General features: G+C 72.4%; 6 protein-coding genes. 5 read left to right on the forward strand and 1 reads right to left on the reverse strand.

From position 1 onward, the window contains the following. Positions 1–2 precede the first annotated feature (2 nt). Positions 3–1184, reverse strand: a complete 1182-nt coding sequence (locus GB864_RS11900; protein ID WP_236779074.1) for a glycosyltransferase family 2 protein — start codon at positions 1182–1184, stop codon at positions 3–5. A gap of 159 nt (positions 1185–1343) precedes the next feature. On the opposite strand from GB864_RS11900, the gene GB864_RS11905 reads away from it, so the two are divergent. The 5 genes from GB864_RS11905 to GB864_RS11925 form a co-directional block, all read left to right on the forward strand. Further along, positions 1344–4277, forward strand: coding sequence for a YfhO family protein (locus tag GB864_RS11905; protein WP_160425309.1), 2934 nt, complete (start codon positions 1344–1346; stop codon positions 4275–4277). Continuing rightward, a complete protein-coding gene (locus GB864_RS11910; RefSeq protein WP_160425311.1) occupies positions 4274–7135 on the forward strand; it encodes a YfhO family protein in 2862 nt (953 codons plus the stop codon). The genes GB864_RS11905 and GB864_RS11910 overlap by 4 nt, the downstream gene beginning before the upstream one ends. Before the next feature lie 183 nt (positions 7136–7318). Beyond that, complete coding sequence (locus GB864_RS11915) at positions 7319–9430, forward strand: hypothetical protein (RefSeq protein WP_160425313.1); 2112 nt, start codon at positions 7319–7321, stop codon at positions 9428–9430. Between the two features lie 66 nt (positions 9431–9496). Further along, entirely contained in the window at positions 9497–11116 is a 1620-nt protein-coding gene (locus tag GB864_RS11920; protein ID WP_160425315.1) for a DUF2142 domain-containing protein, read from the forward strand. Then, on the forward strand, positions 11109–11851 hold a 743-nt coding region (locus GB864_RS11925), incomplete at its 3' end, for a glycosyltransferase (RefSeq protein ID WP_160425317.1). The genes GB864_RS11920 and GB864_RS11925, both read left to right, overlap by 8 nt.

Here is an 11851-nt window from a genome sequence, read left to right on the forward strand (position 1 = left end):
TGTCATCCCCCTGCTCGCGGTCGTCCGCGGAGCGCGTTCAGCCCGTCCGCCGCGCGGTCCACCGCGCGCACCACCCGTCGCGACCGCTGACGGTCGAGTTCGGCGCGGAGCCCATCGACCTCGGCAGTGCGCGCGGCGAGCGCTTGGTTGTGCTCGACGAGGCGGACCTCGAGCTGCGCCTGCTCCTCCTGCAGGATGCGATTGCCCTCGTTGACCCGCGCCAGTTCGTCCTCGATGAGGCGGGTCCGCGAGATCTCGCGCTGCAGGTGCTGCTCGACGGGTGCGACCAGTTCGGCGAGGTTGCGCTGCTCGGCAAGCTCCGCGTCGTCGAAGAGCTCGTCGTCGACGATCGACGGGCGGGAGGCGATCCGGTCCTCGGCGACGAACGCCCCCGAGGCCAGGCCGGCGGTCAGCTCGGCGTCGTCGGGGTGACGCCGGATGTAAGCGGCGAGGAGCGTGCCGTCCTGCTGGCGGCGGTAGTCGCGCATGCCGTGATGGTTGGCGCTCGGCTTGAGGTGCGGCGAACGCTCGTACCCCTGCCCCGCCGCGACGACCTTGCGCTCGAACTGCGTCCACGACCGCCACGGGAAGTGCAGGACTTCGATTCGCAGCGCCTCGGGCGGCAGCCCGTGGCTCTCGACGTCGGCGAAGTGGTTGCCCTGGGCGACCGTCACCTCGGGGTTCGGTACGAAAGCGACGTCGTCGGTGGAGTGCGAGTGCAGGCCGAGCTCGTGCATCCGCTCGATCGGGCGGAGATCGCGGTAGACGAGGCGACCGAGCCCGGTGCCGCGGCGCGCGGGGGCGCCGATCATGTCGGTGACCGGCACCGGGAACGCGCCGAGCGCCGGGTCGATCCGCTCGAAGGCCTCGTGGAGGGTGAGGTCGGGATCGACGGCGACCCAGAACTCGTCGGCGTCGGCGTTCAGCACCCAGTCCGCGCCGGCGCGCGCCGCGTCGCGCGACATCCCGGTCACGACGGCGTGCTGCTGCTTGCGGTGCTCGGGGTCGTGGCGGAGGTCGATCCTCCCGGATGCGGCATAGCGTTCGAGGATCTCGCGCGTGCCGTCGAGCGAGCCGTTGTCGGTGACGATGAAGTGGTCGACTCCCTGCTCGAGGTGGTGCTCGAGCATGGCCTCGATGATGTCCGCTTCATCGCGGACCATGAGCGTCATTGCGAGTCGCATGACGAGGGCCTTTCCTGGAGGGGCGGGGGGCTGCCGGTCGCCGGCGGAAGGGTTCGCACGTCGTTCGGGCAGGATGGACAGCCTACCGGCGGCCCGGTTCGCCCGCACCGGCCGCCTGTCGGATAATCGACCTGCCCCCCGCGTTCCGATCGGAGTCCGATGCCCCGCGCCCTCACCACCGTCCGACCCGGCGTCGCCGCACCGTCCCGCCGTCCGACGGCGGCGCGGGTCGTCGAGATCGTCGCCTGGGGAGCCTGGATCGCGTTCATCGTCATCACGATCGGCGGACCGCTGTTCGGCACGAGCGTGTTCCTGGGCACGCAGCTGCTCACGGGGGTCGCACCGTGGCAGACCGTGCTCTCCGATCCGACGGTCGTCGTCAATCGCTTCATCGGGGACACGGTCGACGCAGGCACGCCGCAGACGCTGCTGCTGACCCAATCGGTGCAGTCGGGCTTCTTCCCCGAGTGGAACCCGTTCGTCGGCGGCGGCACCGAACTCGGCGGCGTGCCGAATTCGGGGGCGTACTCGCCGCTGTCGCTCCCATGGTGGATCCTGCCCCCGCAGTACGCCCCGGGGGCGGCGAAGCTGCTCGAGTTCGTGGCGATCACGGTGGGCATGTCGCTGTTCCTGCGCCGCCTCGGCGCGGCCCGGGCGTCGTGGCCCATCGCGAGCCTGCTCTTCGCGTCCTCGGGCTTCATGATCGCCTGGACCAACTGGCCGCAGACGCGCGTCGCGGCGTGCATCCCCTTGCTGTTCTGGGCGCTCGACCGCGCGGCCGTGCGCGCGAAGCCGCTCGACGTGATCCCGGTGGGCCTCGCGGTCGCGGCGCTCCTGCTCGGCGGGTTCCCGGCGATCGTCGGGTACGCCCTGTACGCGGGGGCCGCGTACGTCCTGGTTCGCGCACTGCTCGTGCGCACGGGCTGGGCGAGCGTGCTGCGAGCGGGGGCGGTCGCGCTCGGCGGCGTGCTGCTGGGCGCCTTCGTGGCGGCGTGGCAACTCCTGCCGTTCGCGCTCAACGCCATGAGCGTGCTCGACCTCGAGGCGCGGCAGCAGACGCCCGACATCCACCTCCGGGTGACCGACCTCGCCTCGATCTTCCTGCCGGACGGCAGCGGCGGACCCGATTCCGGATTCTGGGCCGGGCACCCCGTCGAGCTCATCTCCTACGTCGGCGCTCCCGCCGTCGTGCTCGTCGCGGCGCTGCTGCTCTTCCGTCCGCGGCAGCCCTTCGCCCGCGGGGTCGTGGCGTTCCTGGCCGCGGGTCTCGCGCTCTCGATCGCCTTGACGTACTTCGGCGGACCGCTGCTCGGTCTCTTCCAGGAGCTGCCGATCTTCTCGAACAATCAGATCGGCCGACTCCGGGTCATGGTCGGGTTCTTCCTCGCCGTCCTGGCGGCGCTCGGCTTCAGTCGCGTGCTCGACGGGGCGGGCTTCCGGTGGCCGCTCGCGGCGAGCGCCCGGGGCCGATGGATGCTCGCGCTCCGCGCCGCCGGGCTCTTCGCGCTCGCGGCGGGCAGCGCCGCGGTGCTCTGGACCGCCTGGACGGGCATCCCGGTCGAGTCGAAGCCGCTCATCAAGGAGCAGGCGATCGCGATCGGAGTCGTCGGCGGGCTCGCGGCCCTCGCCGTCCTGTTGGTGTGGTTCCGGCGCTCGTGGGTGCTCGCGGCCGCCGTGATCCCCGTCGCCATCGTCATCCCCGCCGCCCTCACCGCCGAGGCCTGGTGGCCGAAGTCGTCGCCGTCGACCTTCTACCCCGAGACGCCGACCCACGAGTTCCTCGACGCGCACCTCGGCGAGGACCGCTACGGCTCCGTCGGCTCGGCGATGCTGCCCGGAACCGCGTCCGCCTACCGGCAGCGCTCGGTCGGCGGGCACGGCTTCATGACGGTGGAGTGGAAGGACCTGCTCGAAGCGGTCGATCCGACCGTCATGCAGAGCCCGACCTACGCGACGTTCGATGCGACGACGCTCGAGGACTACGGCGCGTCGCCGATCCTCGATCGGCTCGCCGTCGACTACCTCGTGGCCGACCCGAGCGCCGAGCCGGCCGGCGAGCTCGAACTCGCCCCGCAGGGCGAGACGGGGATCGTCTGGACGCCGGGCGACGAGATGGTCTCGTCATCGCACACGGGTCCGGTGCGCGGCATCGGGTTCCGCCTCTACGACGGCGTCGTCGACGGCGCGAGCGACGAGGACGTGTCGATCGCCGTCGACCTCGTCGCCGACGACGACGGCGAGGTGCTCGCGGCGAGCGCATCGACGACGAACAGCCTCTTCGGCGGCACCCGCTGGGTCGCCTTGGACGCCGAGGACCTCCCCGCCGATCGGTCCTGGCACGCGGTGCTGCGGATCGGGGGAGCCGCCGAGGGCTTCGCGCTCCAGGCCGACGACGCCGACGCCCTCCTCATCGACCTCGCGCGCCCCGAAGACGACGGGCTCGACATCGTGCACGTCGGCGACGCGACCGTCTACGAGCGGGCGGGCGTGCTCGACCGCGTGCGCTGGGCCGACGGCGACCTCGTGATCGCCGATGCCGACGAGCGGCTGGCGGCACTGGCCGACGGATCGGTGCCGGTCGACGAGATCGTGCTCTCGGACGCCGACGACGAGCGTCCCGTCGATGCCGGGTCGACGGCGGAGATCGTGGACCGGTCCGATGCGCTCGACACCGACGTGCAGGAGTTCTCGGTCGACGCTGACGGCGCCGGCTGGCTGGTCGTCGCGGACTCGTTCCGCCGGCCCGGCTGGACCGCGACGGTCGACGGCGAGCCGGCCGACATCGCGGCAGCGGACCACGCGCTCGGCGCGATCCACGTCGACGAGGGCGCCCACACCGTGCGACTCGAGTACCGCACGCCCGGACTCTCCGCGGGCACGATCGTGACCGCGGTCTCGCTGGTCGGGATCCTCGTCGCGGCGGTCGTGGCGTGGGTGCTGCGACGTCGTCGGGCCGGCTTTGACGCCGCGCCGGATGCCGCTGCGGACGACGGCGATTCTGTGGACGACGGCGATGCTGCGGACGACGGCGATGCTGCGGGCGACGGCGATGCTGCGGGCGATGCCGCGGACGCCGAGCGGAGCGACGGATGAGCGGGCCCCGCGCGCGCCGGACGACCGATGCGGCGGAGGCCGGCGAACCGACGACCGGGTCGAGCGCGGTCGTCCCGGGCCCGGGCCGGAGCGCCCGGCTGTCGCTGCGCGTCGTCGAGATCGCGGGATGGGTCGCGCTGGCGGCGTTCGCCGTGCTCTCGATCGGTCTGCCGCTCGTCGGCGACGGGGTCTTCCTCGGCACCCAACTGCTGACCGGGCTCGCGCCCTGGCAGTCCGCGCTCGCGGACACGCAGGGCGCGACCAACCCCTACATCGGCGACACGATCGACTCGGGCACCCCGCAGGTGCTGCTCATCGTGGATGCCGTCCGCGCCGGCGGGTTCCCGGACTGGAACCCGTACATCGGCGGCGGCACCGAGCTCGCCGGACTGCCGAACTCCGGGCTGTACTCGCCCTTGTCGCTGCCGTGGTGGGTGCTCCCGGCGACCCTCGCGCCGGGATTCGTCAAGCTCCTCGAGATCGCCGTCGTGACCCTCGGCATGTCGCTGCTGCTGCGCCGCCTCGGGGCCGTGCGGGCGTCGTGGCCGATCGCGAGCCTCGTCTTCGCCTCGTCGGGGTTCATGATCGCCTGGACGAACTGGCCGCAGACCCGCGTCGCGGCGTTCATCCCGCTCGTCTTCTGGGCCCTGGAGCGGGCCGTGTCGCGCGGGAAGGCTGTGGACGTCGTGCCGGTCGGCATCGCGTTCGCGGCGATGCTCCTCGGCGGCTTCCCCGCCGTCACCGGGTACGCGCTCTATGCGGGCGGCGCGTACGTCGTCGTCCGGGCCTTCCTCGCCCACGATCGCCTGCGAGACACGGTCCGCGCCGGGATCGTCGCGCTCGGAGGCGTCGTGCTCGCGGTCGTCATCGCGGCCTGGCAGCTCGTCCCGTTCGCCGTCAACGCGATGAACGTCCTCGAACTGGATGCCCGCGAGCAGCAGGAGACCGGCCACCTCTTCCTCCACGACCTCGCCTCGATGATCGTGCCGGACATCAACGGCGGTCCGGCGATCGCGCGCTGGGGCGGGCATCCGGTCGAGCACTTCTCGTACGTCGGCGCGGGAGCGCTCGTGCTCGTCGCGGCGCTCCTGCTGTTCCGGGGGCGTCCTCGTTTCGTGCGCGGCGCCGTCGCGTTCTTCACCGTGGCGCTCCTCGTCGCCGTCGTGCTCACCTACGTCGGCGGTCCGCTCCTCGCGGCCTTCCAGGAGCTCCCGATCTTCTCGAACAACCCCGTCGGCCGCCTGCGCGTGCTCGTCGGGTTCTTCCTCGCCGTCCTCGCCGGGCTCGGATTCTCGCGCGTCCTCACGTCCGGGGAACGCGCCCGCGAGTTCTTCGTTCCCGCCGGAGCGGGGCGGGCCTTCGGCCTCGCCGCGCGGATGCTGGGGCTCGTCGCGCTCGCGATCGCGGCCGCGCTCGTCACGCGCACGGCCTGGAGGGAGGTACCGGTCGAGTATCGCTCCGAGATCATCGACCAGGCGATCGTCGTCGGCGTCGCCGCGATGGCCGTCGCACTCGTGGTGCTGCTCGTGCGTTTCGCACCCGCCGCGCGGGTCGCAGCGGTCGTGGTGCCGATCGCGGTCGCCGTGCCGGCGACGCTCACGGCCGCGTCCTGGTGGCCGAAGTCGGAGACGGCCACGTTCTACCCGGAGACCTCCGCTCACGAGTTCCTCGACGAGCACCTCGGCGATTCGCGCTACGCGACGGTCGAGCAGACGATGCTGCCGGGTTCGGGGTCGGCCTACGGGCAGCGGACCGTCGGCGGCCACGGGTTCATGACCCAGGAGTGGAAGCAGCTCGTGCGCGCTGTCGACCCGGACGCCATCACGACGCAGACCTACTCGACGTTCACGCCCGGGATGCTCGAGAGCGACCCCGAGTCGCCGATCCTGGACCGGCTGGCCGTGCGCTACGTCACCGCCGACCCGCGGTTCCGTCCGCCGGGGACGCTCGCTCCCGTCGTCGAGGCGAGCGGCGCCGGTCTCGAATGGGACGGCGAACCGCTCGTGTCCGGCGTCGGGACCGGCCCGGTGCGCGGGGTCGCCGTCGAAATCGTCGACGGGGTCGTCTCCGGTGCGGACGGCGTGGACCTCGTCGCGCGCCTGTCGGATGCGGACACCGGCGAGGTGCTCGCCGAGACCTCGACGTGGACGTCGGCGGAGATCGGCGGCGAACGCTGGATCGCGCTCGACGCCGACGGCCTCGACCCGTCCCGGCAGTGGCGGCTCAGCCTCGAACTCGAGGGCGCGGACGCCGGGGTGCGTCTGGCGACCGACGCCGACGGCGCCCTGCTGCTCCAGCGCGTCCTCCCCGCTGCCGACGGACTGGACATCGTGGCGACGGGCGACGCGACGATCTACGAGCGGGCCGGTGCGCTGGACCGCGTGCGGTGGGCCGACGCCGAGGTCGTCGAGACCGACGTCGAGGAGCGGATCGCGGCCATGGCATCCGGAACGGTGCCCGACGACGCGGTCGTGCTCGAGGACCCCGACGACGCGGCCGGGCTCGCCGGCGGCTCCACGGCCGAGATCGTCGACGAATCCGACGGCGCCGACCTGGACGTCTACCGCTACCGGGTCGAGGCGACCGGGGAGGGCTGGCTCGAGATCGCGGAGTCGCTGCGACGCCCGGGCTGGACCGCGACGGTGGACGGCGAGCCCGTCGACATCGTCCCGGTCGACAACGCGCTCGGAGCGATCCGCGTGGACGCCGGCACCCACGTCGTCGAGCTGGAGTTCCGCACACCCGGCCTGGCCCTCGGCTCCGCGGTGAGCGGTGCCGCGGTCGTCGCGCTGGCCGTCTGGGGGATCGTGCTCCTGATCCGTCGTCGTCGTCGTCGAATGACCCGAACCGGCGCCTGAGCTCGAGCCCCGCGTCGCCGACCGCCGGCGGAACGGCACGCCCGGGCGGGCTCGGCGCTCCGAATCCGCCCTCGCCCGCCAGGCCGGGGATCCCCTGGGCGGCGGCCGAACGGTGCGGTGTTGCACGACACCCGTTCGGCGTTACCCTCGGGTACCGACTGCAGTCACCCGGGGGGAGTGGACTTGCCGACTCGAATCGAATCGCCGACGGGCGCGTTCCCGTCCGCGATGCGCGCGTTCCGGATCCTCGTCGCCGCCGTCGCGGCGATCGCCCTGTTGAGCGTCGGCTTCGCCGCCGCGGCCCCCGCCGAGCGCGCCGAGGCCGCCGTCGCGTCCGAGTTCGACCCGGGCTACATCATGAGCGACCAGGTCTTCTACAACTCGGCGAGCCTGTCCGAGTCCGGCATCCAGGCGTTCCTGAACTCCCAGGTCCCCACCTGCCGGGCCACCACCGGTCCGACCTGTCTGCGCCACTACACCCAGACGACGCCCAACCGGGCCGCCGTCCCGAACCGCTGCGGCGCCTACGCCGGCGGCACCGCCCAATCGGCCGCGAGGATCATCTACCGCGTCGCTCAGGCCTGCGGCATCAGCCCGAAGGTGCTCATCGTCTTGCTGCAGAAGGAGCAGGGCCTCGTCACCACGACCGCCCCGACGTCGCGGCAGTACCGCAGCGCCACCGGCTACGGCTGTCCGGACACCGCCGCCTGCGACAGCACGTACTACGGGTACTTCAACCAGGTCTACATGGCCGCCCTGCAGTTCAAGCGCTATCAGGGTTCGCCGGGGTCCTGGGCCTATCAGGCGGGGCGAACCAACAACATCCTGTACCACCCGAACGCGGCCTGCGGGACGAAACCGGTCTACATCCGCAACCAGGCGACGGCGGGGCTCTACCTGTACACGCCGTACACGCCGAACGCCGCCTCGCTCGGGAACCTCTACGGCACGGGAGACTCCTGCTCGAGCTACGGCAACCGCAACTTCTGGCGCATGTACACGGACTGGTTCGGCTCCACGAAGGGCGACGACTCGCCGTACGGGCAGCTGACGGCGGTGACCGGCGGATACCGCTCGCTCAAAGTGTCGGGCTGGGCGGGCGACCCGAACACGGCCTCGCCGATCCGCGTCCACGTCTACGTCGACGGGGTCGGACGCGCGTCCGTCGCCGCCGGCGGTGCGACCGCGGTGCACGGCGCGACCGGCTTCTCGGCGACCGTCGGCGGCCTGTCGCCGGGCGATCACCGGGTCTGCATCTACGGCATCAACGTCGGGGCGGGGGCCACCCGCATGCTCGGCTGCTCGACGTCCAGAGTGCCCTCCGGGTCACCCTTCGGGAGTTTCGACTCGGCGAGCGCCGCCGGGCCGAACGCGATCTCGGTGCGCGGTTGGGCGGTCGATCCGGATGTGGCGTCGAGCATCCGGGTCCACCTCTACGTCGACGGCAAGGCGCGGGCATCCGTGGCGGCCGCCGCGTCGCGGAGCGACGTCGGATCGACCTATCCGGGATTCGGGAACGCCCACGGTTTCGCCACGACGATCGGCGGCGTCTCGGCCGGCAGCCACCAGGTGTGCGCCTACGCGATCAACACCGGCGGAGGCTCGACCGTGCGGCTGGGGTGCCGCACCGTGACCATGCCGTCCGGTCCGCCGCGCGGCGAGGTCCAGACGCTCGGCTCGACCGCGATCGGCACGATCGACGTGGGCGGCTGGGCCTACGATCCCGATTCCGTCTCCCCGATCCGCGTGCACGTGTACGTCGACGGCGCGGCACGCGCGTCGATCGGCGCGAACAGGTCCGATCCGGGGCTCTCCTCGAAGATCCCCGCGGCGTACGGCACCGCCCACCGGTTCGCGACGACGATCAGCGGGGTCGGCCCGGGATCCCACTCCGTCTGCGCGTACGCCATCAACGTCGGCGCCGGCACGAACACGCGCCTGCTGTGCCGCACGGTCACGATGCCGAGCGGGTCGCCGGTCGGCTCGTTCGACTCGGCCGCCGGCGGGCCGGGAACCGGACAGGCGAGCGTGCGGGGTTGGGCGCTCGATCCCGACACCACGGCCTCGATCCGGGTGCACATCTACCTCGATGGGAGCGGCTACCGTTCGATCGCCGCCGACGCGGTGCGCACCGACGTCGGCCGCGTCTACACCGGGATGGGGGACCTGCACGGGTTCTCCGCGTCGTTCACCGGGGTCCCGTCCGGCCCGCACGAACTCTGCGCGTACGCGATCAACGCGAGCGGGGCGGGCGGCAACGTGCTCCTCGGCTGCAGGGACGTCGTCGTGCCGTGACCGCGGCCTCGTCCCCCGGCCGCGCGTTGGTAGGATCGCCGGTCGGGGAGACGAGGAAGGGCGCACATGCCGACGAGCACGCCGGACGTTCCGGAGACCGCGACCGGCGACGACCGGGCACGACCCGTCATCCGCTGGCGGTGGGGCATGTTCGCCGCGGCATTCGCCGTCTTCCTGGCACTCGGACTGGGCTGGGCGTTCGCATCCCCGGTGTTCTCCGTACCCGACGAGAACGCGCATGCGCTGAAGGCGATCGCCCAGGTGCGCGGGCAGGTCATCGGGGAGAACGTCGAGGGCGTCAAGCACCTCGTCGTCGACCTGCCGCCCGGATACGAATACAACCCGAACATGATGTGCTTCGCGTTCGCGGACGACGTGCCCGCGTCGTGCGCCCCAGAACTCGGCGCCGCCGGCGGCCAGGACTGGTTCAACACCTGGGTCGGCGCCTACAACCCCATCTACTACTGGCTCGTCGGCTGGCCGAGCCTGCTCGTCGACGGCAGCGCCTCGATCTACGCGATGCGCATCGCGAGCGCCGTGCTCGGCTCGTTCCTGCTCGCCTGGGCGTTCCAGGCGGCCGTCGCGAGCGCGCGCTCGCGGTGGATGCCCATCGGCGTCGCGTTCGCCGCCGCGCCGATGTGCGTGTACTTCATCGGCGCCGTCAACCCCAACGGGCTGGAGATCGCCTCGGCCGTCGCCCTCTGGGCAGGATTGCTCCGACTGCTCGAGACCTTCGACGATCGAGCGACGGATCGCCCGACGCTGCCGCGGCCCTACCTCTGGGCGATGGTGGCCGTCTCCGCCGCGCTCCTCGCCAACGCGCGGGCGACCGGTCCGGCGTGGGCCGTCCTCGTCGTGCTGCTCGGGCTCCTCGCGGGCGGGTGGCCCCGCGTGCGTCGGCTCTTCTCCACCGCATCGAGCTACTGGTGGATCGGCGGGATCGCCGTGTTCGGCCTCTTCTCGCTCGCCTGGACGTATTTCGGCGGGAGCCTGTCCGGTCAGGCCGAGGCGGGCGACGCCCCGCTCGTGAACGGCACGTTCGCGCAGGGCGTGAGCGCCATGGTGCGGCGCACGCCGATGTTCCTGCACCAGGCGCTCGGCTACTTCGGGTGGTTCGACGCCGCACTGCCCGTCTGGGCCTACTGGCTGCCCGTCGCGGCGATCGGACTCGTCGTCGGATTGGCGCTCATCGGCTCCCGACGGCGCAGCACGCTCGTGCTGCTCGCCGTGCTGCTCGCCGCGTTCGCCGTGCCCGTGCTCGTGCAGGCGTACAGCGTGCACCAGACCGGCATCATCTGGCAGGGACGGTACGGGCTCTTCCTCTACCTCGGCGTGCTCGTCGTCGCCGCGTGGCTCCTCGACGAGCAGCGCCTCGTCGCGGGGTTCGCGACCCGGGCCGGATGGCTCGTGGGGCCGCTCGTCGCGGCCTACGGTCTGCTCGCCTTCGGGATCGTGCTCGTCCGCTACGTCATCGGCCGCGACCTGCCCTTCGGCGACATGGTCTCGGATCCGCAGTGGCAGCCGCCGTTCGGCTGGCCCGCGCTCGTAGCCTGGTACGCCGTGGCGAGCCTCGCACTGGTCGTGCTCGTGGGAATTGCGACGAAGGGCTCCCGATCGGCGGACGAGTTCGCGGAGCCGGCGTCGCGAACGGAGGGACCGGTGCCCGCCGTGTCCGCCGGTGCCTGAGGTGGCCCGCGTCGCGATCGCCTACGACTGCCTCTTCCCGCTGGACGCGGGCGGCGGCGAGCGGGTCTACGACGCCCTGGCCGAACGGTTCGTCGGGCGGGGCTGGGACGTCGACTACGTCACGCGGACGCAGTGGTCCGAGGCCGATTCGCCGGTGCGGCCGTACCAGGTGCATGGCGTGTGGCGCGGCGACATCCACGATGCGACGGGCGATCGCACCTCCGGCAGCGCGCTCGCGTTCGCGTTCGCGCTCTTCCGGTGGTTCCGACGGCACGGGCGTCACCACGACCTCGCCGTGGTCGCGGCCCTGCCGGTGCTGAACGTCTTCGCCGTCCGGCTCGCGCTCCTCGGCTCGGGGGTGCCGATCGTGACCGATTGGCTGGAAGTCTGGGGCGCCCGCAAGTGGCGCGAGTACGCCGGCCCGCTGGTGGGCACGGTGGCCACGGTCCTGCAATGGCTCGGACTGCGTGTCGGGCGGGTGCAGACCGTCAACAGCGCGTTCACCGCACGTCGGATCCGGGCGATCCGCCCTGCCGCGGACCCGGTCGTGCTCGGTCTGGTCGATCTCGCCGGGCTCGAACCACGGCGCACAGCGCCGGCCCGCCCGCCCGTCGCGCTCTTCGTCGGCCGGCACATCGCCGACAAGCGGCTCGCCGACCTCCCGGCGGCGCTCGCCGTCGCGCGCGAACGGGTGCCGGGGCTGCGCGCCGTCGTCACCGGCCGCGGGCCGGAGTC

The sequence above is a fragment of the Agromyces seonyuensis genome (genome assembly GCF_009789225.1).
GTDB lineage: Bacteria > Actinomycetota > Actinomycetes > Actinomycetales > Microbacteriaceae > Agromyces > Agromyces seonyuensis.

Excerpts from the sequence above, each read along its gene's own strand:
- GB864_RS11905 (WP_160425309.1), top strand. The coding sequence starts at position 1,344 with ATGCCCCGCGCCCTCACCACCGTCCGACCCGGCGTCGCCGCACCGTCC.
- GB864_RS11900 (WP_236779074.1), bottom strand. The coding sequence starts at position 1,184 with ATGCGACTCGCAATGACGCTCATGGTCCGCGATGAAGCGGACATCATC.
- GB864_RS11910 (WP_160425311.1), top strand. The coding sequence starts at position 4,274 with ATGAGCGGGCCCCGCGCGCGCCGGACGACCGATGCGGCGGAGGCCGGC.
- GB864_RS11920 (WP_160425315.1), top strand. The coding sequence starts at position 9,497 with ATGCCGACGAGCACGCCGGACGTTCCGGAGACCGCGACCGGCGACGAC.